The organism is Streptomyces sp. NPDC001480 (assembly GCF_042894725.1).
Classification (GTDB): Bacteria; Actinomycetota; Actinomycetes; order Streptomycetales; family Streptomycetaceae; genus Streptomyces.
In genome coordinates, this window is record NZ_JBIAVX010000006.1 from 299,860 (window position 1) to 324,620 (window position 24,761).

Sequence of the window (24,761 nt, forward strand, 5' to 3'; positions counted from 1 at the left end):
AGCGCCCTGTGAGATGAGCCGGCCGCCGGCGGCGGCCGTGATCGTCGACCGTGGCACGAGAAACCTGAACGTATCCTGAACGCGAGCCGTTCGGCAGGTCAGGCCGTGTGCCGGGGGGATCCCTTCGGTTCGGCGACGTCCTTGCGCGTAACACCCAGGTACACGACCGGACCGAGGATGACCGCGAGGAACAGCGCACTGGTGATCACGGTGCCCAGGCCCAGGCCGCCGTCTCCGCTCGGCTGGCAGAGGTAGTCCCCGATCGATGCGCCGAGGGGGCGGGTGAGGATGTAGGCGATCCAGAAGCTCCACACCGCGTCCAGACCGAGCGCGAAGTGCGCGATGGCCACCGCGGCGACGGCCGCCGCGAACAGGGCCGCGGACAGCCGATAGCCGAGGTCCATGCGCTCGGAGACCAGGTCACCGGCGGCAGTTCGAACACCGTCGTACTCGTCTCCAGCGGCACGCCCATGTTGTCGGTGAGATTGTCGGTCATGGACAGCGACCGTGCCACCGGACATCTGAAAGCATCCCGAGTGCCGTCTCAGCCAGCCTGGCCGATGATCATAGTGCGGGACCCGGGAGCGAAGTCGTCGAAGCGCTGTTCCCAGGACTCACCAGGCCAGTAGTAGGTCACCCGTCCCTTGGAGGGCCGGTAGTGGGCGGTGTAGACCGTTCCCCATCCCTCATCGAACCGGGATCGGTACAGCGGCGGTTTCAGCAGCGCAGCCACATCCGTGCCCGCTGCACGAATGGCGCTCAGCCGCTCCTGGGTCCGGGAGGACTGCTCCTGTTCGTCAGGCACCGGCAGGTGCTGGTGGTTGGCGGCGCAGGCGTCCGGTGCCTCGGGCAGAGGGATGTCCGGCCCCACGAACACCGTCACCGCCTTCTCGGAGTCGACAAGCGTGACGTTCTGTGGAATGGCGACCGGTATGGATCGCAGCTTGCCGATCGCCTCGTCAACGCCGGTACACGTCTCGAGCAGATAGCGCAGCACGATCAGGATGGCGAAGCCGGGGCCATGGACGAATCGCCCGCCGAAGGTGAGCGAAACCGCGAGCCCCGCGAGCCCGGCATCATTCATACCGTCCAGCAAGCCCCAGGACGCATCCTGCATGCCGATCACCGGGCGGAGGAAGTGGGAGGAGACGATGGTGCCCTCGCAGTCGGCGGGGTCGAAGTCGTAGTTGCGCAGCAGGGTGCCCTCGCCACCGATCTGCGTGCAGCCGGAGAAGAAGGGGCGCATCGCTGCGTGGGTGAGGAAGGTGTCCCCTCCGGGCCGGTCGAGCTGACGGGTCAGCCTGCCGAGTACCGGGACCAGCTCGGGCATGTGTGTCTCGAACAGCTTCCGTGCACGGTCCGCACCCTCTGGGGTCCAGCCGCCGACCTCGATGGCACGGAAGACCTTCCGCTGCCGGCTCATGGCTGCCGCTCCCATCGACGTCGGGTGAGGTGGTGGCAACCTAGCCAATTTCGCCAACAATTCACCAGATCACGCGATGGCTCCGGAATGCGGCTGCCCCGTCGTCGTGGCCAGGCGTTGGCCTGTGCCCGCATGCCCTCTGTCACGACTCGACACGGTCGGCCACGCGATCTTGGAAGTCCAGCCTGGGACTCGAAAGCGTCTGAGCGGGCGGATATGCCATCGCTGAGGGAAGCTGAAGGCGTGAGCATCAGTAGCGAGCACCCGGTAAGTGCTGAGCAGATCTACGCAGCGCTGGCCGCTCTGGCGGCTGAGCCGGTGGCTGATCCGGAGCAGCGACCAGAGGGGCCGCAGGAAGAAGACCGCCTGCACCTGCTGGGCAGTCTGCTGGCGAAAACGGAGCTCGAGATCACCGCCGCCACCCGTCTGACCGAGGAAGAGGAGATCGAGGACGTCCTTGAGACGTTGCTCGGCTGGGGGGAACAGTTGGGCGGGGACCCTGGTCTCGCGGTCAACGTCCTGACGAACCGGCTACAGCGCACCGCGTTGCAGGTCTCCGAACCCGAGGCGGAAGAACTGCCACCCGGCCGGGAGGCCGCCTTCGCCGCCGTCATGACAGCGGTGTACGCGCTCAGCGCGCAGTTGCACGCGGAGCGCAGCGATACGGACGCAACCCGCCGCGCTCTGAGCGGGGCGGAAGAAGCCCTCATCGACATCCTGCAAGGCATGCATGACCTGCGCGTCGCCATCGGCGATGCGGCCGGGCAGGACGACGAAGCCGACAGCTGACGCCCTGTGGGCCGTGATCGCCGCGCTGCTGCTCGGTCCGCGCACCGCCGCATCGACTGCCGGCAGTCGCGTCCTCAGCGCGCCACTCATCGAGGAGATCGGCCAGTGACCGCCAGCGACCTCGTCCTCATCGGCAACGCCGGTGACGTCGGCCGTACGGTCCTCGAGGAACTCCACGCGCAGGGCGTGCCGGTGCGCGCGCTGGTCCGCCGTGACGACGGGCGCGCAGCCGGTCTGCGCGCGCTCGGCGCGGAGGTGGTCGTCGGCGATCTGACCAGGCCGGAGACCGTCGCAACCGCTCTGGAGGGCGTCGGGCGGATGTACTTCGCGATGTCGGTGTCACCGGACCATCTGCTGGCCGCGACGGTGGTGGCCGCTGTGGCACGCGAGTACGGGCGGCTTGAGGCTCTGGTGGGCATGTCACAGATGACGGTGTCGCAGATGACCGCCATCAGCACCGCCGAGTCCCACCAGCAGCGGCTGCACTGGCTGGCAGAGCAGGCACTCAACTGGTCAGGCCTGCCCGTGGTCCACATCCGGCCCACGTCGTTTCTGAACAACCCGCTGTTCACCACCCTGGCGGCGGCGTCGATCCGGAAGAAGGGCACGATCGCCCTGCCGTTCGGCACCGGGCGCACATCGCCACCACGGCCCGACTGCACCGCGAAAACCGCTACGACCGCACTTCTCATGACGTCGAAAGCGTGACGGTGCACCCGCCCAGACCATCAGGGCCTTCGTGGCTGCCCGCAAGGACTTCTACCTCGGCTGAGCGGCAGCCTGGTGGGGCCATTTGGCCGAGTCGGCTCGCGCGCCCCGCCGAGCCGCGGTGCCGTTGACACGGATGCGTGCGGACGTCCAACGCCGAAGGGTGTCCGGCACTCAGCCGCGGGAGGACGAGCCATGCACATATCGGGATCGACAGCGGGCCGCCGGGGCTGTGCCCTGGTCATCGCCGCGGTGGTGATCTGCTCGACCGCTCTGGCCGGGCAGGACCTCGCCGCGGTCGGAGAGGCCGGAGGAGCCGGAGGCATGCCCACGTCCTCGGAGCCGGCCCCGACGCTGCTCTGGAGACCCTGCGTTCATGGCAGCCCGTTCGACTGTGCGACCGCGAAGGTGCCGCTGGACTACGACAACGCAGGCGGTCGCGCCATCGAACTGGCCGTCGTCAAACGCAAGGCGACCGACCGCGGTCGACGCATCGGCACCCTGTTCTTCAACCCCGGCGGACCCGGCGGTCCAGGAACGGTCCAGATGCCACAGCTCTACGAGTTCTTCCCGCGCGAGGTGCGGGAGCGGTTCGACATCGTCAGCTGGGACCCGCGCGGGGTCGGCAGCAGCACCGCGGTGAACTGCTTCGCGAGCCGTGAAGAAGCCGCCGACTGGACCGCGAGCAAAGCGGCGGGCTTCCCGGTGGGTGCGAAGGAGCGAACGGCTTGGATCGCCGCGTACAAGGAGCTGGCCCGGCGCTGTGAGCGGCTGGACCCGGAGCTCCTGCGTCATGTCTCGACCGCCGACACCGCTCGCGACCTCGACCAGCTCCGCCGGGCGACGGGAGAGTCACAACTCACCTATCTGGGAACCTCGTACGGCACGTTCCTGGGCGCCACCTACGCCAACCTCTTCCCGGACAGGGTGCGCGCCATGGTCCTCGACAGCAACTGGGACCCGCAGGCCTGGACGAACCACGCCTCCGACGACGCCCGGCTCCCGGCATTCCTGCGCTTGGGCTCGGACCGCAGCGCGGCAGCGGTCGTGGACAGGTTCCTCGCCCTGTGCGGGTCCACCACCACCGCCCGCTGTGCCTTCTCCGCGGGTAGCCCGAAAGCGACCCGGGACAAGTTCGAACAGCTGATGCAGCGGCTTCGGAAGCATCCCGTGGGCACGTCGACCTACGCCGGCACGGTCGCTGACGTGGTGAGCAGCCTGTACATCGTTCACCCTGGGTGGACCGACCTCGCCGGCAGGTTGCAGGACCTGTGGCGCGGCCGCGTCCCGGGGCCCTCCCCGCTCCCGCCCGCACCACCGGTCCCCCATCCGAATCCGTACGTGGGCGAGGAACAGGCCGCCGCGGTGTTCTGCGGCGACAGCCCGAATCCACGTGACCCCGGTGTCTACCCCGCTCTGGAGGAGGCCAGTGCCGGCCGTGCGGGGGACGCAGGCCGCTATTGGACGTGGGCCGCCGCGGGATGTGCCACCTGGCCGGTGCTCGCCACCAACCGATACCGCGGACCTTGGGACGAGCCCACGGCGCACCCCGTCCTGGTGGTCGGCACCGTCTACGACCCCGCCACTCCCTACTCGGGTTCGCAGGCCATGGTCGAAGAACTGGCAGACGCCCGCCTGCTCACCAACGACGGTATGGGCACACGGCGCTGAGCAACCCCAGCAGCTGCGTCAAGACCCACGAAAGCCGCTACCTCGTCGACGGCGCCCTCCCGCCGGTCGGAACGACGTGCCGACCGGACACGCCTCCCTTCGCCCCGCCCAAGCCGAGTGGCGGCATCGCCGCCGGCGGTGGGGGGACGGCCGACGCCGTCTCCTGAGTCGCCGGGCTCGCTCCAGGGGCTGTCCGGCCTCACGGATGAGGATGCGGACCTGAGGAGAGCAGTTCGCCGGCGGCGCGCTCGACGTCGGCCTCGGACACGAGCACCAACTGCGCCGCGTCCCCCAGCGGGATGAAGCTGTCGGCGCCGGCGACCCGTCGGACGGCCCCGGTGAAACCGGCATCGACGAGGGCGGTGACGACTCCCTCGGACACACCGCCCGTGCGGCGGGTCTCGTCGACCACGAGGACGCGTCCCGTCGCACGCGCTTCGCGCAGCAGGTCGTCGACCGGGAGGGGGGCCAGCCAGCGCAGGTCGACCACCCGGCAGGCGATGCCCTGCTGCTCCAGCCGGTGTGCGGCTCGGAGCGAGATGTGCAGACCGTTGCCGAAGGTCACGAGGGTCAGGTCGGTACCCGTGCCGTAGGTGCGTGCCCGGCCGATCGGTACGTGCTGTGCGGGGGGCGGGTACGCGGCGAGCCAGGCGTTGTCCTTCTCCGTGTGGAGGTCTCGCGTGTGGTAGAGCGCGATCGGCTCGAGGAAGGCGCTGACCGTTCCGTCCACCTTGCCGGCCGCCACGCAGGTGCGGAGCATCGCGGCGGCGTCGTCGGGGCGGGACGGCGTGGCGATGACCAGCCCGGGAATGTCACGCAGGACGCCGAGGGCGTTGTCGTTGTGGAAGTGGCCGCCGAACCCGCGCTGGTAGCCGTAGCCGGCGATGCGGACCACAAGGGGGTTGCGGTACTGGCCCTGGGAGAAGAACTGGAGCGTGGCGGCCTCGCCGCGCAGTTGGTCCTCGGCATTGTGCAGGTACGCGAGGTACTGGATCTCCGCCACCGGCAGCAGCCCGGACAGTCCCGCCCCCAGCGCGAGGCCGAGGATGGCCTGTTCGTCGAGCAGGGTGTCGAAGACCCGAGCACTGCCGAAGCGCCGTTGCAGTCCCCGGGTCAGTCCGTAGACCCCGCCCTTGCGGCCGACGTCCTCGCCGAAGACGACCATCTCCGGGTAGCTGCCGAGCAGGTCGGCGAGTGTGTGGGTGATGGCCTGGGCGACGGTGACGGGCTCGCCGACGGGCGCTGCCGGTGGTTCGCTCGTGCGGCGTGCCGCAGCGGCCACGAGGGCGGGACGGCGGGGCGCGATGGGGGCGGTGATCTCCGCGACGGTGGTCAGGGGCTCGCTGTCGAGGGCCTCCTTGGCAACGGCGAACACCCGTCCGCCCACCTCGTCGTAGCGGTCCAGGACCTCCTGCGGGGTGAGGATGCCCGTCGCTGTGAGCAGCCGGGCCGTGGCCAGCAGCGGGTCACGGCGCAGATCCGCGGCGACTTCGGAAGGCACCCGGTAGGCGGCTTCGGCGTCCGAGCCCGCATGGCCGAGGAACCGCACCATCGACAGGTGCAGGAACGCGGGTTGCCGACTCTTGCGTACATGGGCGACTGCCTCGCACGCGGTGCCGAAGGCGGCCGACGGATCACAGCCGTCCGCGGCGAAGTAGGCGAGAGAGGGCCGGTTGCCGTAGGCGCGCCGCACCCAGTCATGCGGTGTCGGCACGCTGATCCCCAGGCCGTTGTCCTCGCAGACGAACAGCACGGGCATCGGAAGGCCCTGATAGGCCGCGTGGCAGGCGCTGTTGATGGCGCCTGCCGCCGTGGCATGGTTGACCGAGGCGTCGCCGAAGGAACAGCAGACGACGGCGTCGTCGGGCCAGGCGCACTCGGTCCCGAGCCGCTTGGCGCGGGCAATGCTCCACGCCACCCCGACGGCCCGCGGCAGGTGGGAGGAGATGGTCGACGTCTGCGGAACGACGGCGAGTTCACGACGCCCGTACACCTTGTGCCGTCCACCGGCGATCGGCTCGTCGGCCCCGGCGGCCACCCCCAGCAGCATGTCCCTGACCGCATCGACGCCGCCCGCCTGCCGGGCGCGGGCACAGTAGAAGGCGCCGGACCGGTAGTGCAGCAACGCCGGGTCGGTGGGGCGCAACGCGAGGGCGAGTGCGGCGTTGCCTTCGTGTCCGCTCGATCCGATGGTGTAGTAGCCACGGCCCTGCTGCTGCATCCAGCGCGCGGCGGCGTCGGCGTGCCGGCTCTCCAGTTGGGCGTCGTACAGGTCCAGTGCGGTACGGGCGTCCAGTGCGCCGGGGTGCGGCTGGGCCGCCGCGTCCGCGCGGCCGGCGGACCGGAGACCGGCCACTCCCTGGCGGAAGTGCCGGTCCAGGTCCTCGACACCGTTCACAGGCGGAAGGCCATGTCGGGCTCGAGCGTGGCCACGTCCATCTGCGCTTTCTGCAGACGGCCGGAGTGGTCCCAGTTCATCGACTGCCAGCGGGTGAACTGGTCGAGCACCCACTGCCCCGACTGGCGACTGCCGTTGCCCGACTTGCCGTTGCCGCCGAACGGAAGGTGCGCCTCGGCTCCGGAGGTGGTGTTGTTGACGCTGACCATGCCCGCGGAGATACCGCGCCGGAACGTCCACACCTCGTTAGGATCGGTGGTGTAGATCGCGGCGGACAGCCCGTAACCGTGGGCGTTGGCCAGGTCGAGGGCCTCGTCGAAGTCACGGTAGGTGGTCACGCCTACGAGGGGGCCGAAGGTCTCGGTGAGGAACAGGTCGTCGTCGCGACGCACTCCGTCGACGATCACCGGGTGGTAGAACATGCCCGCCTCAGGGGATCCGACGAAGCCCTTGCGCGGGTTGTCGGCCGTGATCCGCCCGATGCCGTCGGAGCCGTAGGTGCGGTGGTGATCCTTGATCCACCCGAGGAAGGTCTCGTAGCGCTGCGCGAACCGCTCGTCGAGCATCGGACCGTAGAGGACGTCCTCGAACGCGTCGCCAATGCGGGCCGCGCGGCTCGCGGCGTCGAAGCGGGCCAGGAAGTCCTCGTGCACCGACTCGTGGACGATGACCGTTCCGAGCGAGGTGCAGCGCTGCCCCGCGGTGCCGAATCCGGAGAACAACGCCCCCTCGACCGCCAGGTCGAGGTTCGCGCTCGGGGTGACCACCTGGGGGTTCTTGCCGCCCAGCTCCAGGCACGGGGTCTGAAGGTGGCTTCCGCACAGGGCGCCGATCTTCTGGCCGACGAGCGTGGACCCCGTGAAGCCGACCTTGTCGACCAGCCCGGCGTCGAGGGAGGCCTCCAGACCGGCGTACGTCTGCTCCCCGTCGGCCAGTACGAGGTTGAGGACGCCGTCCGGGAGGCCGCCTCCGCGCACGAACAGCTCGAAGAGGGCCTTGGCACTCGCGGCGGCGTACTCCGCGGGCTTCCACACCACGGTGTTGCCGGTCACGAGCGCCGGCACGAGGTACCAGGCCGGCACGGCCACCGGGAAGTTGCCCGCGGTGATCACCGCGACCGCGCCGACGGGGTTGCGGAAGGTGAACAGCTGCTTGTCGGGCATCTCCGAGGGCACCGTCTGGCCGTACAGGCGGCGGCCCTCGCCCAGGAAGAAGTCGCAGGTGTCGATGATCTCCTGGACCTCGCCGAGTGCCTCCGCGAGCGGCTTGCCGATCTCTTCGGTCACGATGCGGGCGAGCCGGTCCTTGTTGGCTTCGACGAGCCGGCCGATCTTTCCGATCGCGGATCCGCGCACCGGCGCCGGCACGTCCGCCCAGGACCGCTGAGCCGCCTTCGCGGCCTTGGACGCCTCGACGAACGTAGAGGCGTCCCCGAGCGAGACCTCGGTGACCGTCTCGGCGGTACGACCGGGATTGGGGCGCTGAAGGGTCCCGCCGGGAGCGCCGGCGACCGGGTGGCCGGCAACGATCGAGGCGACGGAACGGGCCATGACGTAGCTCCTTGTCCGCTGGTACGGGTCAGTGCAGGCCGGCGAGGATCCGGTCGAGGGCCCGCAGGGCGATCCCGAGCTCCTCCTGGGTGATGGACAGGGCAGGACGGAAGCGCACCGAACGCTCACCGCACGGCAATGCGATCACCTGCTCCTCGGTTCGCAACCGGTGAAGCACCTCGTCGCGGACGCCGCTGTCGGACAGATCGATTGCACTCATCAGTCCGCGCCCCCGCGAGTTGGACGCCACCGATGCGTGTCGGACTTCCAGATCACGTAGCTCGGCCAGGAACCACGATCCCACGGCGGCCGCATGGGCCACCAGATCATCCCTTTCGATGATCTCCAGGATGCGGCGTGCCCGGACCATGTCGACGAGCCCGCCGCCCCAGGTGGAGTTGATCCGGCCGGAGACCCGGAAGACGTTGTCGGGTACCTGGTCGACCCGGCGGCCGGCCATGATTCCACCGAGCTGGACCTTCTTGGCGAAGGCGACGATGTCCGGCTCCAGGCCGAGTTGCTGGTAGGCCCAGGTGGTGCCGGTGATCCCCACCCCGGTCTGCACCTCGTCGAGCACGAACAGCGCGTCGTACTCGTGACAGAGCGCCTGCATCGCCCGCAGGAACTCCGGGCGCATGTGGTTGTCGCCCCCCTCGCCCTGGATCGGCTCGGCGATGAAGCAGGCGATGTCGTGCGGGTTGTCCTCGAACGCCCGCCGCGCCTGTTCGAGGGCCCGTCGCTCGGCCCCCTCGACCTCGGCGAGGTGGCGCTCGAGGGGGAACCGCACGGCGGGTACGCCGATGCGCGGCCAGTCGAACTTCGGGAAGCGTGCCGTCTTGTTGGGCTCGGTGTTGGTCAGGGAGAGGGTGTAGCCGCTGCGGCCGTGGAACGCCTGCTGGAGGTGGAGCACCTTGGTGCCCAGCTCGGGTGAGCGGCCCGCGGCCTCGTTGCGGCGGCTCTTCCAGTCGAACGCCGCCTTGAGCGCGTTCTCGACGGCGAGCGCCCCTCCCTCGACGAAGAACAGTCTCGGCAGGTCCGGATCGCCCAGCACCCGGGCGAACGTCTCGACGAACTCGGCGTAGTGCGTGGTGTAGATGTCGGGGTTGGCGGGCTTGTTCGCCGCCACCTGCGCGAGCAGGGTCATGAACTCCGGATCGTCCACGATGCCCCGCGCGTTGAGCCCCAGCGGAGCGGACGCGAAGAACGAGTAGAGGTCGAGGAACTTCTCACCGGTGCGTGCGTCGACGATCCACGATCCCTGACTGGCGAGCGGGTCGAGCACCAGTTTGAAGCCGTCGGTCAGCACATGGCGGCCGAGCCTCTCGTGCACCTCGTCCGGGTGAGCCGTCGACGTAGCGGCGACCGTCATGGAGCACCTACTCTCGATAGCCGTTCACGGAAGAACTTTCATCAAGCGCGAGGAGTACAAGAAATATTTTAGCTATCACGCAACAATGGCCACAAGGTTTCACCCATCGGTAGGGATTTCGAAAAAATGTTCTGATCCGGAGCGAGGTCGCCGGCTCCCTGTGGACGCATTCGATCACGAACGTGAGGCTCCGGCGAGTCGCGGCCCGCGCCCCGCGCGTCGGTGCCGCCTGCACGTCGAAGGAGAAGTGGATGTCGTCGTCAGGTGAGTAGGTGTAGTAGACGCGCGCCGACCCGCTTACGCTCGCGAGCTTGGGCGGCTTCTTCGCCGGCAGATCGTCGGAACTCGCAGGCATCCGGCCTACGCCATTCGGCAGAGAGCACCGGCGCACAGCCGTCCTTAGGATCGAGGCTGCCGGCCTCGGTCACACGTCCGGCCGGCGCGCCCGGCCGGTCGCGCCGGCCGGGGGCCTTTCCCTGACGACCACATGTCAGGGCTGCGGTGGCCGGTGACGCGCTGATCAGGTCGCAGATGACAGCGCGGCTTCCGCGGCGGCTGTCCGCGCCGCAGCCCTAGGCCTGTCTGACAACGCTTCGTCATGTCATCGCCGCCGGGGGCGTCGAGTATGGCCTCGGACGCGCTGATGAGGGCACGCCGGATCCGGGTATGGACCGACCTGAGACGGCGACGAGGGAGAGACGAGGGGTGGGCGTGACCAGGACTCTGCTGAGCGGTGGCCAGGTGTTCGACGGGACCGGGGCCGAGGTCGCGGACGGCGACGTCCTCGTCGAGGAGGGCCGGATCCTCGACGTCGGCGCCGGCCTGGACGGCGACGAGCTGATCGATGTCACCGGGTGCACCGTGCTGCCCGGCTTCATCGACTGCCACGTCCACATGATGTTCTCGGGGTGGATCGGAGATCGGGCTGTCCACCGGCCCTTCTCGTACGGCTACTTCGAAGCGGTGCACAACCTCGCCGCCACACTGGACTGCGGCATCACCACCGTGCGCGACGCAGGCGGTGCCGACCTCGGTGTCCGCCAAGCCGTGGAGGACGGGCTGATCGAGGGCCCCTGGCTGCGCATCGCGATCACGATCCTCAGTCAGACCGGCGGGCACAACGACGGCTGGTTGCCCTCCGGAACCTGCGTCCCGCTCTTCGCCGCCCACGCGGGCCGGCCGGACGGGGTCGTGGACGGCCCGGAGGAGATGCGCAAACGCGCCCGCGAGATCATCCGCGCGGGGGCCGACGTGCTCAAGGTCTGCACCTCCGGCGGAGTCCTCTCGCCCCGCGACAACCCACGCCACGCGCATTTCCGACCCGACGAACTGGACGTGCTGGTCACCGAGGCGACCGCGGCCGGACTGCCGGTGATGGCCCACGCCCAGGCCACCGACGGCATCAAGAACGCGGTCAGGGCCGGCGTCCGCTCCGTCGAGCACGGCGTCTTCCTCGACGACGAGGCGATCGGGATGATGCTTGACGCCGGCACCTGGCTGGTTCCCACCCTGACCGCTCCGGCGGCGGCCCTCCAGGCCGCGGAGACCGGCGCCGGCCTGCCGGACAGCGTGGTCGCCAAGGCACGCGAGGTGATCGACGTCCACCGGGAGTCCTTCGCCAGGGCGGTGGAGGCGGGCGTACGGATCGCGATGGGAACGGACTCGGGCGTCGGCCCGCACGGCCGCAACCTGGAAGAGCTGGCGCTGATGGCGGCGGGCGGCATGAAACCCGCCGACGTGCTCGCGGCCACCACCTCCTCAGCGGCCGAGCTCCTGGGCCTCGCCGACACCACGGGAACCATCGCCCCCGGCAAGCGGGCCGACCTGGTGGTCGTGGACGGAGACCCGTACGACTTCACCGGCCTGAAGGACCGCGTCCGGGCGGTCTTCCAGAACGGGCGGCGCGTGCGCGGCACCGGCTGACGGCACGCAGGCCGCATCCAGCCCGGTCGTGGATCTCACGGACGTCGGCTGGTGAGCACCGGTGCGGGTGACGTCCTCTTCCTGGGGTGGTGCCGGGGCACCACGTCCTGGGGAAAGGTCAGCTGCTGGCTCATCCACTGAAGGGTGGCGGGCATCTCCCGTACCCAGGTCGGGAAGTTGTGGCTCCCCTGGTCGGGTTGGATCGACGTGACGCGCATGGGTGCCTTGACGGCCTTGATGAAGGCAAGCGTCTGCGGGTAGCCCCGCTCGCCGTGCTTGCTCTCGGCGACCAGGACCGAGACCTGTGGAGCGGGCAGGTGCTTCAGCCGCCACATCAGATCGTGCCCGTTGGCCCGCTCGATGCGACTCGGCCCGCTGCCGAAGAGGTTGCCGGTCGTGGGGTCGTCCTTGACCTTGTAGTCGGGGGACAGGGCGCCGGCGGTCGTGTACACGCGGGGATTGCGCATCGTCAGCTGTAGGGCGCAACTCCCGCCGGACGAGTAGCCCATGACGCCCCAGGCACTGGCGTCGTGACCCACCCGGTACGCGGACTTCAGGGCATCCGGGAGGTCCTTGGCCAGGAAGGTCTCGGTCTGCGGTCCGCCCGGCACGTCCACGCACTCGGTGTCGCGCGGCGGTGCGATCGTCGGCCGGATCATCACCATGATCGTCGGCTGCATCCGACCGCTCTTCTGCAACTGTCCGGCGGTCTGCGACACCCGCAGGTGCTCGGCGAGATTGAAGATGCTGCCGGGATATCCGCTGAGCGCCACGATCACCGGGAAGCGCTGCCTGGCGTACGCCTTCTGGAAATACTGCGGTGGCAGGTAGACGAACGCGGGGTCGACCACGCCCGTGCGGCGGCCGATGACCTTCACGGACTCCACCCGGCCGTTCACCGCGGCAGGACCGGTGGGCAGTCCGCTGACCCGGTTCAACTGCTCGTCGGTGCCGGGCTGTATCAACGCCCCCGCCGGGACGCCGTGCCCCATGCCGTTGCCGATGGAGGCCTGCGTCACACCGACGGGAGCGGTTTCGGTGTCGCCGAAGAGCTCGCCCCACGACCCGAAGAACTGGTACGACGAGTTAAGCCAACACGCGAAGGCCGCGACGATCGCCACCTGAGTCACTCCGATGGCCGCCAGCCGTCCGAGCACCTGCCGCCACCCCTGTCTGGCAAGCCGTGGCCACAGCCAGACGAGCAGAGCCACACAGACGGCGGACAAGGCCGCCATGGCGTACACGGTCGCTTCGCTGGTCAAACCCATGCCACTCGATCCCCGGTTTTCTTACCTGTGCTGTTTCCTTCATACAGAAGGAGGGCTACAGCCACGTCCACGTTCCTCAACGAGAGCAAAGCCCTGTGGTTCTACACGGAAGCCGCGATCGTCCGTGCTCGGGTCACGTCGGGCGAGCGCTGGGGCGGCCCGGGAGGTCCGGGACTCGAGCGGCGCGGGCGTAGCGGGCGGCGAGGTCTGCGAATGCCGTGGCCAGTTGGGGTGGGCCCAGGACTTCGACATCGGTGTCGAAGCGGCCGATCGTGGCGGCGAGTCCGGTCCATGACCAGGAGCCGAGGGTGAGTCGGCAGTGGTGGGGGCCGAGTTCCTCGACGATTCCGTCCTGGGCGAAGGGTGCGACATGGGCGGCCGGGAGGTGGAGGATGACTTCGCCTTGGCAGGGCCAGTCGGTGGTGGGGCCGTCGTTGCCGCGGAATCGGCTGGTGATGAAGGTGGAGACGTTGCCGCCGGGGAGTTCGCGCGGGGCGAAGCGGGGGCCCGTGGGGGTGCGGGGCCGGATGCGGTCGACGCGGAAGGTGCGCCAGTCCTCGCGGTCGAGGTCCCAGGCCACGAGGTACCAGCGATCGCGCCAGGTGACCAGGTGTTGGGGTTGTACGCGGCGGGGGCCGTCGGCCGAGGTGCTCGGGCCTGGGGTGTGGTCGAAGCGCAGTTCCTCGCGGGCGTGGATGGCTCGGCTCAGCTCCATCAGGACCTGAGGGTCGGCCTGAGGGGTGTCGCGGACCGCGGGCGGTTGGACGGCGGTGACGCGCAGCAGGTCGATGCGGTGGCGCAGGCGGGCCGGCATGACCTGGCGGAGGGTGGCCAGGGCGCGGACGGCGTCTTCGGCGACGGTGCCGCCGGTGGCCGCGGTCTGGAGCGCTACGGCCAGGGCGACGGCCTGGCCGTCGTCGAACAGCATGGGCGGCATGTGGGTGCCGGCCTCCAGGCGGTAGCCGCCGGCCGGCCCTTTGACGGTCGTGATCAGGTAGCCGAGTCCACGCAGACGGTCGATGTCACGGCGCACGGTGCGCGAGGTGACGTCGAGGCGCTCGGCGAGATCGTCGCCGGACCAGTCACGGTGCGTTTGAAGCAGCGAGAGCAGCGCGAGCAGCCGGGAGGAGGTCTTATGCATGAGATCCATTTTCACGGCGGTACAGGACACAACCTGTCCTCTACCTCCGCCATGGTGGTCTACGAGCCGTTCGGGAGGCACCCCTCCTGGTCACGGCAGCCGCCCACTGGGCTTGGACGGTCGGCGGCGTCATCGTCACATCGAAGCAAGGAGCAGGTCATGTCCGTCACGACCACCACTCACCTGAACTTCCGGGGCACCGCACGCGAGGCGCTGGACTTCTACCGGTCCGTCTTCGGCGGACGCACTGTCGCGGTCACCTACAAGGACGCGGGCGCCGTGCAGCACGACAGCGAGGCGGACTGGGTGATGTGGGGCGAGGTGACCGGCGACAACGGCTTCCACGTCATGGCCTACGACGTGCCCTCGCAGCTGCCCTGGGACCAGGGTGAGAACCCGTTCTTCGTCTCCGTACGCGGCGACGACGCCGAGGAGACCAGCGCCCTGTGGGCCAAGCTCGCCGAGGGCTCGACCATCGTGCGTCCGCTGGAGCCTGCGCAGTGGGCGCCGCTGTACGGCATGCTCACCGACCGCTTCGGCGTCACCTGGGTCCTGGACGTCACCGCCCCGTACAACGACTGACCCGGCCTCAGCCGATCGTGCTGCCGCGTCATACTCCTCGTACGTGCGTGCCCGTACCTTGAGGCCGGCACCGGAGAGGGGATGGCATGAAGTGGCTGCGGAGGGGCGGCGGCAAGGTGTCCGGCGGTGCGGGGCCGATTCCGACGGGCGGGGTGTTCAAGACGGACGGGGCCACGGCCGTCGCCGGCGGGGCGGCCCCGGAGCTGGTGGGTGCGGGCAGTCCGGTGCTCCAGCGGCTCTCCGGTGACAGCAGCCGGGTGATGGAACTCACCACCGCGGTGGCACCGGTCATCCTCGGCATCACGCACCACGGTTCCGGGCACTTCGTGGTGGACGCCCTGGACGACCGGATGCGCTCGGGTGGCCAACTCGTCTACACCGACGGCCCCTTCGCCTGCCGGGCGCTGGCGAACGCCGATGACCGCCCGGTCCGCGCGCTGCGGATCCAGGCGGACGGTCCGTGGGTGGTCGAGGTGACCGGCCCGGACGACGCCGTCGTCCTCGACGGTCATGCCGAGCGCCGCGCCTCGGACGTCCTGCGTCACGAGGGCGGTCCCGCCGTTGCGCATCTGCGCTACATGGGCGACTCGCGATCGTACGACGGCGGTTACTTCCTCACCGACACCTTCGAGCCCGACGGCTCCGGCTTTCTCGACGAACTGGCCAACCACGTCGGCCCCTGGACCGGGGAGGTCCCGCTATCCGGGCCCTGCCTGGTGTACGCGCGGTCGGACGGGCCGTGGTCGATCACCGTCCGGACCGGAGGCGGCTGACACGCGCGCCACCCTGGTCCCCACCGGATGCGGCAGTGCGCGTCGCGGGGAGCATCGATGACGGCGCCCGGCCTCGCCGAGACCTGCGTGGCCGCGGGGAGGGGCTCGTTGACCGGGCGGGGGTCGTCGTCCGTCTGCCGGACGCCGTGCCGGTACGTCAGGACGGTGGTCTCGGTGACGGCTACGGTCGCCTCGGCTCGGCGCAGCTGAGCCCGATCCACCGTGACCTTGGTCGTGGCGGCGCTGTAGGCCTCGCCCGGCGCTGCCAGGCGCGAGCGCATGCCGTACAAGGAGGAGATGGCGCGTTCTCTCGGTACGGGCCATGGGCTGGACAGGCCCACACCGCTCATGGGTTGGCGCGCCCCCTGCGCACGTGCCCTCCTCAATGCTCGACAGTTCTCCGCAGGCGCCCGCCGCGGCGATACGAGCCGTCACGCAGGCGGGGCCGGAGTCGCCGGCGGTGCGGGAAGCGTCCGTCCCAGGCGGGCGAGTGGGGACAGCGCCATCAGTGCCGGCGAGAGGAGCATGCCCGCGGCTGTTGTCAGGAGGCTGGTGCGCGTCCCCCACACTTCCGCGAGAGAGCCGCCGAGCAGCGAGCCGACCGGGGTCATCCCCATGCCCGCGAAGTTGATCGTCGCGGCCGCGCGGCCTTGCATCCCGGCCGGAGTGACGGTCTGCCGGATGGCCATGACGGTGACATTCACCAGTTGACCGCAGGTGCCGAACACGAAGTTGACCGCAAGGAGCGCGGGAACCGTCACCGCGGAGGAGCCGTGCAGGGCCTGCACGAACAGGAACACGCCGTCGCCGATCGCCGCCGCGGACACGAGCACAGCGCCGTATCCGAAGCGGCTCGGAAGGCGGGCGGCCAGCAGCGAGCCCAGGAGCGCGCCGGGCCCCGTCGCCGCGAGCGCCAGCCCGACGACCGTGCCCGGCAGGTGCAGGTCCCGCGGCAGGAGCAGCAGATAGACGGTCATCACAGCCGCGAAGAAGAACTGGAAGGCGGCTGATGCGAGGCACACAGTCCGCAGCGAGGTGTCTTTGGCGACAAAGCGGAGGCCCTCATGGATCCGCCGCCAGACCCGAGGAGGGCGTTCCGAGCGTTCCGGGAGGGATTCGCGGTGGCCGATCCGTCGGATCGACAGGAACGACAGCGCGAAAGACACCGCGCTGAAGGCGACAGCCGCCGGCGCAGACAGCACGGACACCAAGGCACCGCCGAGGGCGGGACCGCCGATCTGCGCAGCGGACCGACTGCCCTCGAGCGCGCTGTTGCCCCGAACCAACTGATCCCGTTCCACCAGCCTTACCAGGGATGCCTGGTACGCCACGTCGAAGAACACGGAGAGAGCCCCGACGGCGAAGGCGACCACGAGCAGCGCCGGCAGGCCGAGCCCACCGAGGAGGCCGGCCACGGCGGCGGCGCCCAGTACCAGGGCCCGGCCGGCGTCCGTCAGCACCATCAGCGTACGGGTCCGCCACCTGTCCACCCACGCGCCGGCCAAGAGAGACAGCAGCAGGATCGGCGCCTGCCCCACCGCGCGCAGCGCACCCAACTGGCCGGCACCGGCGTTGAGCGTCAGTACGGCGAAGAGCGGCAGAACCACCAGACTTGTGTGTTCGCCGAGTTGGGAGGCCGTCTGGCCCACCCAGAGCCTGCGGAAGTCCACGTCCCGCCAGAGGCTCGACGCAGCAGATCGGTCGGAATCGGGTACGGCGGAGGAAGAGGACGGCACAAAACCCCTCGGATGACCGAAGACGAGACCCGCCGACCGGCGCACGACAGGTGCGCCGACCATTTCAGGCAGCGGGAGAGGAAGGCTCGCTGTGCCGCGCATCAAGGGCAGCACGCGATGACGGACCGCTCACGGCCTCGGACGTCAACGCGTGCTCGAACGACCGACCATGTCATCGCTCCTCGTGAGTCACTCGCCACGCGCACACTAACTCCAGCTCGGCAGGGCACGAAAGGCATTAACGGCCGGGCAGGGGTGTGAGGAGTCCGGCTGTTCACACCGGGTCCGGAGAGGGCTCCGTCTGCCGGAGTGTCACGTGGCCTGCGTACTGACCAGCCGGGCACAGCGCAGTTCTGCCGTGGTGGCCCCCACCACGGCGACGGCGCCGAGGCACAGCAGGCCGCCGCTGACGAGGGCTGCTGCTCCCGAGGTGGCGTCTGCGACGAGGCCGCCCCGCAGGTTCCCGATGTCGGGTCCGGCCTGCCCGACGATCTGTTCGGCAGCGCTGACGCGGCCCAGTAGTTCGTGCGGTGTGTGCATCTGGACGACGGTGCTCCGGGAGACGACGGAAACGGTGTCGGCGGCGCCGGCAATGACGAGGAAGGCCAGACCGACCCACGGGTCGGGTGACATGCCGAACAGCGTCAACGCTCCACCCCAGGTGGCGGATCCGCCAAGCATGACCATGCCGGGGCGTGACAGCCGGGTGAAGGTTCCGGAGAACAGGGATGCCGCGACGCCACCGACGGCGACGGTGGTGAGGAACAGCCCGAGGGTACGCGGGTCGCCGCCGAATCTTTCGGCGTTGACCAAGGGGAACAGGCTGATGGGCATCGACAGCACGGTGGTGGCCAGGTCTGTGAGCAGGGCCCCGCGAATGACGGGAGTGCGGCCCAGGAAGGCCAGCCCGTCAAGCACTCCGCGCAGACCGGGCCGTGCGGGCTCGTCTCCGGGGAGCATCTGCGGGAGGCCGAACGCACCGTGGAGCGCGGCGACGAATGTGAGGGCGTCGATCAGGTAGCAGGCACCGACGCCCAGCCCGCCCACGATCAATCCGCCCAGTGCGGGACCGAGCAGCATGGCTCCCTGGAAGGCGATTCGGCCCAGCGCCAGGCCCGCGGCCAGTTGCTGGTTGGGAAGAAGGTGCGGGAGGAAGGTGCGCGAGGCCGGGCCGCCGCCTGCTATGAAGCAGGACTGGAGTGCGACCAGCCCCAGCACACCGACAGCGGGGAGGTGACCGAGGAAGCCTTGGAGTGCGAGGAGGAGCGAACATACGGCTTGCCCGCTGGTCGTGAGCAGATAGAACTTCCGGCGGTCCACTCGGTCGACGAGCGATCCGGCGAAGAGCCCGAGCGCGACGAGCGGTAGCGCCTGCGCCAGCCCGACGGCGCCCGTCCACGTGGTGCTCCGCGTCATCTGCCAGACCTGGAACATCACGGCGACGAGTGTCATCTGGCTGCCGAAGCCGGACAGACTCTGGCCGATCCACAACCGCCGGAACGGCGCTGCCGACCGTAACGGCGTCACGTCGATCAGCGTGTGCCTCAGTCCCATGCGGGATCCTCTGCCAGCTTCTCGGCGATCCGGTCGTGGAAGGTCTTGCGCTCAAGAGCCCGCTCGATATCGGTGACGACCTGGGAGAGCGGGTAGGGAATCTCGGCCTCGAGGTCGGCGAGGGCGCTCTCGGTGGCCCGCCATTCCGCGGCCAGGCGACCGATGACATGACGAGCTTTGTCGGTGAGCGTCACTTTCCTGGTGCGCGCGTCGTCGCCCACGACGGTCTGGACCCAGCCGGCCGTGCGCATCGCGGCGACTTTCTGGCTGAGCGCCGAATGCGTCCGTTGGACCGACTCGGCCAGTTCCGCGATGGTCATGGGTCCGTTGGCATGGAGCCGGAGCAGTTCCATGACGAAGCTGGGCTTGAGTCCGTCGATCCGTCGCTCGGAGTAGAACCGGGCGATGTCGGCGTCCATGGACGCCTGGAGCAGGCGAAGGGGCCGCCAGAGACTCTGCTGTGTCGGGTCCGGTGCATGTGGGCCGGTCATGCAGCGCACTATAACAGCGCTTATATAAATGCTGTTGCTTTCGACCGGAGGAGGCCGGTTGAGGACCGGGGCGTCCCCGACACCCGTTCACGGCCCAGGCATCGCCCGTCGGTCGGAGTGAGTTGACTGGTCTAAACCCTTGACTGGTACAGACCAAAGCGGTTGAGTGTGCCTCCACACCCCCCACCACGGCCGTGCCCACGCCGTGGCCGGTCAGACCGGCACGTGCGCACAAGGTCCGGATTCACGCTGCCCTTGTCCGGGTGCGGCCGTGTTCCGCAAAGGAGTTGATCCCGTGTCGAGGCGCCGTATCCCCGCCGTGGTCACCGCACTCGTCCTCGGAAGCACCGTGCCCGTGCTGTTGCCTGCCGCGAACGCGTCCGCCGCCGCGTGTTCGAGCTACCCGAGCTGGGTCGCCGGAAGGTCGTACACCACCGGCGACATCGTGCGTTACGCCGACGGCAAGACCTACATCGCCGAACACGACAACCCGGGCTACGACCCGACCATCAGCACCTGGTACTGGGACCCCTACGCCTGCGACGGCGGCTCCGGGACCCCCGTCGGCACCTTCGTGGTGAGCGAGGCCCAGTTCAACCAGATGTTCCCGAACCGGAATTCCTTCTACACGTACAGCGGCCTCACCGCCGCTCTCAGCGCCTACCCCGCCTTCGCCAACACCGGCAGCGACACGGTCAGGAAGCAGGAGGCCGCGGCCTTCCTCGCCAACGTCAGCCACGAGACCGGCGGTCTGGTGTACGTGGTCGAACAGAACACGGCCAACTACTCGCACTACTGCGACTGGAGCCAGCCGTACGGCTGCCCGGCCGGCCAGTCGGCCTACTACGGGCGCGGCCCCATCCAGCTCAGCTGGAACTTCAATTACAAGGCCGCGGGAGACGCGCTCGGCATCGACCTCCTCCACAACCCGTGGCTCGTGCAGAACGACGCGGCCGTGGCCTGGAAGACGGCCCTTTGGTACTGGAACACCCAGACCGGGCCCGGCACCATGACGCCCCACAACGCCATGGTCAACAGCGCCGGCTTCGGCCAGACGATCCGCAGCATCAACGGCTCCCTCGAGTGCGACGGCAAGAACCCGGCGCAGGTGCAGAGCCGCGTGGACGCCTACCAGCGATTCACTCAGATCCTCGGGACGTCACCCGGCGGGAATCTCTACTGCTGACCGGCGTACAGGAGTTCGCGGGCGCCATCGACGAAACGGCGGCTGACGCCGGCGGCCGGACCGGCGGACGGCAGTATGCACTCCCCACACCCGCGGGTGTGAAAGTGCGTGCGGCGACGGGCAGGTCGTAGTACTCCTGGACAGTGCTGGATCCGTGTCTGTTTCTCATACGGAGTCGTCGATGGCCGTTCGCCGCGTCATGCCCGTCATTCAGTCGGAAGCCGCGAAGGAGAGCCGGGAGTTCTACGGCCTGTTGGGCTTCGAGGAAGTCATGAATCTCGGCTGGATCATGACGCTTGCCTCGCCGTCCAGTCCGGCGGCGCAGGTCAGCCTGATGACCGGCGACAAAACCGCCCCAGTCACCCCCGATGTGAGCGTCGAAGTCGACGACGTGGACGCGGCTTACGCGGTCATGCGGGACAGTGGCGCGGAGATCGTTCACCCACTGCGGGACGAGGAGTGGGGCGTACGGCGGTTCTTCGTCCGCGACCCCAACGGTCGCGTGGTCAACGTTCTGAGCCACCGCTGACGCTTCCTGCGGCAGGGCCCGAACCACCAGGCATTCGCAGTACCGTTCACCCCACGGGGCGTCAACTGGATCAACAGTGACCTGGCAGTCCACCGACCGGCAGTAGCGCGCGACGGCATCCACGTCGTCGGCTTCCAGACCGATCACCACGCCCAGCCCTCGTGGTCCCGTCCTCGTCCGCTGTTCGCGCTCCCTCTCCGGAAACGGCAGACCCGCCAGTCAGACGCTCCCATGTTCTCAGCAACGCGCCCAACGTCGACTGGGCGTCAACTGAGCTGACCGGCAGGCGACTTCGTCTACTTCCTCACCGCCGCCGCGTCCCCGGCCGGCGCCGGCTGCGCGTGCCGGGCGGCCTCCGTGGCGGTGTAGGAGGAGGCGAAGGTGAACGCGCTCGGGGACGGCCCGTGCGCCCGTAGGTCCGCCAGCCGCTCCAGGGCCTCCCCGGTGGTCGGGAGGTGACCGGCGGGTACCCACCAGAGCACCAGGTGGGCCTCGACGTGCCGCTCGAACCATTCACGGCGCCGCCGCATCACCTCCAGGTGCCCGCTGCGGTAGGTGAAGTCCCACAGCGCCTCCTGGCTCTCCCACACCGTCAGGTTGACGATGACGTCCTCGCCCGCCGGGCGCAGGGCGGTGGCGTCGGCCGCCCCCTCCTCCACGAGCCGCCATACGAAGCCGGGTGCGCCGTCGGCGGCGGCGTTGACCGGGTCGAGCAGTTCGACGAACGGTGCCGTGCGCGGGTCGTCGAGGGGGTGGCGGAGCCTGGCGACGTTGAGCTGGGCGAGGTGGGCGCCATGCGCGAATGCGGTCATGTCCTCATCCCAGCACGGCCACTTTTCTATGTCAATCAATATTGTTTTTAGAAGCCTCGACCACCACGCAGCACTCCCCGGGCCGGGCGTCCATGCGGGCGCGGACGGGACCGTCCGTGCCGAACAGCCCTTCCAGCAGTGCGAGGTTCATGCCGCAGACGAGCGGCGGGAAGCGTTCGGCGACGGCATGGAAGGGGCAGTTGCGCATACGGATGACGCGCGCGGTCGCCCCGGTCGCCCCCTCGGCACGTTCGGCGGCTTCGGCGGCTTCGGCGGCTTCAAGTCGCGGTTCGTAGCCACGGGCGGCCAGGATCTGCATGGCTTCGTCCAGGCCGCCGCACGGCGCCGCCGAGCCGCGCAGGGCTTCGCCCCGGCGGTGCGCGGCCGCGCAGAGCCCGGCGTCCAGCCCGGCCTGCTCGGCGGCCTCGGCGAGCAGTTCGGCGGCAGTGCGGTAGTCGCGGGCGGGCAGCGACACCGCCCGCTCGGCCCGCGCCCGCGTGTACACCTTGGCCGGGCGGCCCGCCCCCGGCCCCGAGCGGCCCGTCAGGCGGCGGCTGCCGCTCTCCAGCAGCCCGGCCTCGGCCAACCTGTCCAGATGGTGCGCCGCGAGCGTGCGCGCCACCCCGGTAGCCTCGGCAGCCTCGTTGCGGCCGACCTCGCGGCCCTGCGCCACCACGTATTCGTACAGGCGGCGCCGCACCGGATCCTGCAACGTCGCAATCGCGTCGATGTCCTTCACTCGACCATTCTAGGAACAACGCAGGTTGGAGATAGAAGGGCGGGCGAGTTCCTGGAGGCCGCGGTGGCGTAAAGGCATCGGTAGGCGGTCACCGGCCGACGGATCGAGCCTCGAAGCTTGAACACGAATTACACACATCCCCTCTTCAAAACTGGCCCCGATGGTCTAGATTGACCGTGCTTCGCCTGTTCGAACACAAGGCGACCAGTAATGATCTATAGGTCCGGCGCCGCGGAAAGCCAGCAATCGCTTTCCCGGAGCCGGACGTGGGGATGATCAATTCTTAATGCCCGAGAGGGGGCCTTGGGTACGGGAGCGCCCGAGGTTTCGAGGGGTTCCCGCGCACGCCGAGAGTCTGGCAGAGCATGTGAGTCCGCTGCCGCCGGAGCGGGTTGTTCAAGCAGCTCTGAAACAGCCGGGACGTCATGCACCGGGAGGCGGGGGCCTCCCGAGGGGAGGAACAGCGCGGCGCGGGGGGCGGGGGCCTCCCGGGGGAGGGACAGTACGGGGGGCGGGGGTCTCCCGAGGGGGGAGGAACAGTGTTGGGCGAACACGTCGAGCCACTGGGGACCTGGGGGGTTCTGTGCGGCAAGGGGGCGTAGTCAGCCCGTTTCCGTCGGCGCGCGGGCGTCTGGCGGACGGTGCGATCAGCCGGCCCGCGATCGACTGGGAGCAGCGGTACCGCCGTACCGTGATCATCAGCGATACCGTGGCCACCGCCTTTGTGGTGGCGGCGATCGGCAACTTCTTCGGGGCCCGGGACGCGGCCAACTGGCACGAGAAATGGGGCATTCTCGCATTCGGCACCGAGGTGCTGGTGCTGGGGTCGCTCGCGGTGAGCAGGTCGTGGGCTCCGGCCGTACTCGGCCAGGGCGCGGAGGAATTCCGCCGGCTCGGGCGCTCATTGTTCGCGGCGACCGTCGTACTGGCGCTCGGCGGGATCGCCCTCACCTCGCGCAACATCAAACTATGGATCTTCGTCGCGATCCCCGCGATCGCGCTCGTCACCGTTCCCGCGCGTTATGTGCTGCGCCTCTGGCTGCACAAACAGCGCAAGGACGGACGGTGCCTGAGACCGGTGCTCGCGGCCGGGAGCCCGGCAACCGTGCGCGACCTGATCACCCGGACCCGCAAGTTCCCGCACCTCGGCTGGCGGGTGGACGCGGTGTGCACGACGGACGGTCTCGGGCTCGACGGTGACCAACTGGACGGAGTGCCGGTCGTCGGCCGGCTGACGGACGTCGCCCTTCACGTCCGCCGCGACGGCTACCGTGTCGTCGCGGTCACCCCGGACCCGCACTGGTCACCGGGCCGGCTCCAGCGGCTGGCCTGGAACCTGGAGGGCAGCGACGCCGAGATGGTCGTGGCCCCCGTGCTGATGGAGGTGGCCGGCCCCCGGCTGCACGTCGACGCGGTGCTCGGGATCCCGTTGCTCCGGGTCAGCATGCCGACCTTCACCGGGGGCCGCCGGGTGGTCAAAGGAGTGGTCGACCGGGTAGGCGCAACGATTCTGCTGATGCTGTTCGCGCCGCTGATGCTGTTCGTCGGGCTGCTCGTGCTGGTGGACAGCCGGGGTGGGGCGTTCTACCGCCAGCGCAGGGTCGGCAAGGACGGCCGCGAGTTCACCATTCTCAAGTTCCGCACCATGGTCGCCGGGGCCGACAGGGCGCGTGCCGAGCTCGCCGACCGCAACGAGGGCGCCGGCCCGCTGTTCAAGCTCCGCCGGGATCCGCGGGTGACCCGGGTGGGAGCGGTGCTGCGCCGGTACTCGATCGACGAGCTCCCGCAGCTCTTCAACGTGCTCACCGGATCGATGTCGCTCGTCGGTCCGCGGCCTCCGCTACCGGAGGAATCCGCCGCGTACGGCCCGGACATCCGGCGGCGGCTGCTGGTCAAGCCCGGACTCACCGGCCTGTGGCAGATCAGCGGACGCAGCGACCTGTCGTGGGAGGAGGCGGTCCGGCTGGACCTGCGGTACGTGGAGGACTGGTCCCTCGCCCTGGACACAGTGATCTTGTGGAAGACGCTGCGTGCGGTGCTCTACGGGCAGGGGGCCTACTGATGCGCGGGAGCCGTCGTCCGGCCGGCGCGCGGACCGAGGGCCCGAGAGGGCCTGCCT

Annotated in this window: 19 protein-coding genes and 2 pseudogenes; 9 read left to right on the plus strand and 12 right to left on the minus strand. The window is 69.5% G+C overall.

Annotated elements, in window-relative coordinates; genetic code table 11:
• Positions 1-98: 98 nt before the first annotated feature.
• Together ACFY01_RS16940 and ACFY01_RS16945 are read right to left on the minus strand one after the other, a co-directional pair.
• Positions 99-496, minus strand: a pseudogene (locus tag ACFY01_RS16940) (hypothetical protein); the annotation flags it as partial.
• A gap of 48 nt (positions 497-544) precedes the next feature.
• Entirely contained in the window at positions 545-1,330 is a 786-nt protein-coding gene (locus tag ACFY01_RS16945; protein WP_390736475.1) for a C45 family autoproteolytic acyltransferase/hydolase, read from the minus strand.
• A 336-nt stretch (positions 1,331-1,666) separates the two neighbouring features.
• On the opposite strand from ACFY01_RS16945, the gene ACFY01_RS16950 reads away from it, so the two are divergent.
• The 3 genes and pseudogenes from ACFY01_RS16950 (at position 1,667) to ACFY01_RS16960 (ending at position 4,758) form a co-directional block, all read left to right on the plus strand.
• Positions 1,667-2,212: a hypothetical protein gene (locus ACFY01_RS16950; RefSeq protein ID WP_390736476.1), complete on the plus strand. Its 546-nt coding sequence runs from the start codon at positions 1,667-1,669 to the stop codon at positions 2,210-2,212.
• Positions 2,213-2,317: 105 nt separating this feature from the next.
• The gene (locus ACFY01_RS16955; protein ID WP_390736477.1) at positions 2,318-2,920 is read left to right on the plus strand and encodes an NAD(P)H-binding protein; all 603 of its coding nucleotides are present in this window, start codon (positions 2,318-2,320) and stop codon (positions 2,918-2,920) included.
• A gap of 546 nt (positions 2,921-3,466) precedes the next feature.
• Positions 3,467-4,758 (plus strand): annotated as a pseudogene (locus ACFY01_RS16960) (alpha/beta hydrolase).
• A gap of 32 nt (positions 4,759-4,790) precedes the next feature.
• Here ACFY01_RS16960 and ACFY01_RS16965 read toward each other — a convergent pair.
• The 3 genes from ACFY01_RS16965 to lat are packed head-to-tail and all read right to left on the minus strand — an operon-like array spanning position 4,791 to position 9,908.
• Positions 4,791-6,989, minus strand: coding sequence for a transketolase C-terminal domain-containing protein (locus ACFY01_RS16965; RefSeq protein WP_390736478.1), 2,199 nt, complete (start codon positions 6,987-6,989; stop codon positions 4,791-4,793).
• Positions 6,986-8,539, minus strand: a complete 1,554-nt coding sequence (locus ACFY01_RS16970; protein ID WP_390736479.1) for an aldehyde dehydrogenase family protein — start codon at positions 8,537-8,539, stop codon at positions 6,986-6,988. Before ACFY01_RS16970 ends, ACFY01_RS16965 begins: the two co-directional genes overlap by 4 nt.
• A 28-nt stretch (positions 8,540-8,567) precedes the next feature.
• On the minus strand, positions 8,568-9,908 hold the full coding sequence (lat, locus tag ACFY01_RS16975; RefSeq protein WP_390736480.1) for an L-lysine 6-transaminase: 1,341 nt from the start codon (positions 9,906-9,908) through the stop codon (positions 8,568-8,570).
• Between the two features lie 711 nt (positions 9,909-10,619).
• Between lat and ACFY01_RS16980 the strand changes: the two genes are divergently transcribed.
• Positions 10,620-11,831, plus strand: coding sequence for an amidohydrolase family protein (locus ACFY01_RS16980; protein WP_390736481.1), 1,212 nt, complete (start codon positions 10,620-10,622; stop codon positions 11,829-11,831).
• 35 nt (positions 11,832-11,866) lie between these two features.
• On the opposite strand, the gene ACFY01_RS16985 is transcribed toward ACFY01_RS16980, so the two are convergent.
• Positions 11,867-13,099, minus strand: coding sequence for an alpha/beta hydrolase-fold protein (locus ACFY01_RS16985; protein WP_390736482.1), 1,233 nt, complete (start codon positions 13,097-13,099; stop codon positions 11,867-11,869).
• Positions 13,100-13,232: 133 nt separating this feature from the next.
• Positions 13,233-14,240, minus strand: coding sequence for a helix-turn-helix transcriptional regulator (locus tag ACFY01_RS16990; RefSeq protein ID WP_390736483.1), 1,008 nt, complete (start codon positions 14,238-14,240; stop codon positions 13,233-13,235).
• A gap of 159 nt (positions 14,241-14,399) precedes the next feature.
• Here ACFY01_RS16990 and ACFY01_RS16995 point away from each other — a divergent pair, with 159 nt between their 5' ends.
• Complete coding sequence (locus ACFY01_RS16995) at positions 14,400-14,822, plus strand: VOC family protein (protein ID WP_390736484.1); 423 nt, start codon at positions 14,400-14,402, stop codon at positions 14,820-14,822.
• A gap of 86 nt (positions 14,823-14,908) precedes the next feature.
• Positions 14,909-15,595 (plus strand): hypothetical protein, encoded by a 687-nt coding sequence (locus tag ACFY01_RS17000; RefSeq protein ID WP_390736485.1) that lies wholly within the window; start codon positions 14,909-14,911, stop codon positions 15,593-15,595.
• A gap of 431 nt (positions 15,596-16,026) precedes the next feature.
• Here the strand turns inward: ACFY01_RS17000 and ACFY01_RS17005 are convergent, their stop codons facing one another.
• From ACFY01_RS17005 to ACFY01_RS17015, 3 genes are all read right to left on the minus strand, one after another.
• The gene (locus ACFY01_RS17005; RefSeq protein ID WP_390736695.1) at positions 16,027-17,331 is read right to left on the minus strand and encodes an MFS transporter; all 1,305 of its coding nucleotides are present in this window, start codon (positions 17,329-17,331) and stop codon (positions 16,027-16,029) included.
• Positions 17,332-17,643: 312 nt separating this feature from the next.
• On the minus strand, positions 17,644-18,885 hold the full coding sequence (locus ACFY01_RS17010) for an MFS transporter (protein WP_390736486.1): 1,242 nt from the start codon (positions 18,883-18,885) through the stop codon (positions 17,644-17,646).
• Entirely contained in the window at positions 18,876-19,304 is a 429-nt protein-coding gene (locus ACFY01_RS17015; RefSeq protein ID WP_390736487.1) for a MarR family winged helix-turn-helix transcriptional regulator, read from the minus strand. The genes ACFY01_RS17010 and ACFY01_RS17015 overlap by 10 nt, the downstream gene beginning before the upstream one ends.
• Positions 19,305-19,671: 367 nt before the next feature.
• Here ACFY01_RS17015 and ACFY01_RS17020 point away from each other — a divergent pair, with 367 nt between their 5' ends.
• Positions 19,672-20,562: a glycoside hydrolase family 19 protein gene (locus tag ACFY01_RS17020; RefSeq protein ID WP_390736488.1), complete on the plus strand. Its 891-nt coding sequence runs from the start codon at positions 19,672-19,674 to the stop codon at positions 20,560-20,562.
• 181 nt (positions 20,563-20,743) lie between these two features.
• A complete protein-coding gene (locus ACFY01_RS17025; protein WP_390736489.1) occupies positions 20,744-21,091 on the plus strand; it encodes a VOC family protein in 348 nt (115 codons plus the stop codon).
• Positions 21,092-21,387: 296 nt separating this feature from the next.
• Here ACFY01_RS17025 and ACFY01_RS17030 read toward each other — a convergent pair whose 3' ends face one another.
• Complete coding sequence (locus ACFY01_RS17030) at positions 21,388-21,903, minus strand: DUF3291 domain-containing protein (protein ID WP_390736490.1); 516 nt, start codon at positions 21,901-21,903, stop codon at positions 21,388-21,390.
• A 31-nt stretch (positions 21,904-21,934) separates the two neighbouring features.
• Positions 21,935-22,642, minus strand: coding sequence for a helix-turn-helix transcriptional regulator (locus ACFY01_RS17035; protein ID WP_390736491.1), 708 nt, complete (start codon positions 22,640-22,642; stop codon positions 21,935-21,937).
• Between the two features lie 583 nt (positions 22,643-23,225).
• On the opposite strand from ACFY01_RS17035, the gene ACFY01_RS17040 reads away from it, so the two are divergent.
• Positions 23,226-24,704: a sugar transferase gene (locus tag ACFY01_RS17040; RefSeq protein ID WP_390736492.1), complete on the plus strand. Its 1,479-nt coding sequence runs from the start codon at positions 23,226-23,228 to the stop codon at positions 24,702-24,704.
• The last annotated feature ends 57 nt before the right edge of the window (positions 24,705-24,761 follow it).

What these genes read in the sequence shown, in the direction of transcription:
- ACFY01_RS16945 (WP_390736475.1), bottom strand. Translation starts at nt 1,330, where the DNA reads ATGCCCGAGCTGGTCCCGGTACTCGGCAGGCTGACCCGTCAGCTCGAC.
- ACFY01_RS16970 (WP_390736479.1), bottom strand. Translation starts at nt 8,539, where the DNA reads ATGGCCCGTTCCGTCGCCTCGATCGTTGCCGGCCACCCGGTCGCCGGC.
- lat (WP_390736480.1), bottom strand. Translation starts at nt 9,908, where the DNA reads ATGACGGTCGCCGCTACGTCGACGGCTCACCCGGACGAGGTGCACGAG.
- ACFY01_RS16985 (WP_390736482.1), bottom strand. Translation starts at nt 13,099, where the DNA reads ATGGGTTTGACCAGCGAAGCGACCGTGTACGCCATGGCGGCCTTGTCC.
- ACFY01_RS16990 (WP_390736483.1), bottom strand. Translation starts at nt 14,240, where the DNA reads ATGCATAAGACCTCCTCCCGGCTGCTCGCGCTGCTCTCGCTGCTTCAA.
- ACFY01_RS16995 (WP_390736484.1), top strand. Translation starts at nt 14,400, where the DNA reads ATGTCCGTCACGACCACCACTCACCTGAACTTCCGGGGCACCGCACGC.
- ACFY01_RS17000 (WP_390736485.1), top strand. Translation starts at nt 14,909, where the DNA reads ATGAAGTGGCTGCGGAGGGGCGGCGGCAAGGTGTCCGGCGGTGCGGGG.
- ACFY01_RS17010 (WP_390736486.1), bottom strand. Translation starts at nt 18,885, where the DNA reads ATGGGACTGAGGCACACGCTGATCGACGTGACGCCGTTACGGTCGGCA.
- ACFY01_RS17015 (WP_390736487.1), bottom strand. Translation starts at nt 19,304, where the DNA reads ATGGACGCCGACATCGCCCGGTTCTACTCCGAGCGACGGATCGACGGA.
- ACFY01_RS17025 (WP_390736489.1), top strand. Translation starts at nt 20,744, where the DNA reads ATGGCCGTTCGCCGCGTCATGCCCGTCATTCAGTCGGAAGCCGCGAAG.
- ACFY01_RS17030 (WP_390736490.1), bottom strand. Translation starts at nt 21,903, where the DNA reads ATGACCGCATTCGCGCATGGCGCCCACCTCGCCCAGCTCAACGTCGCC.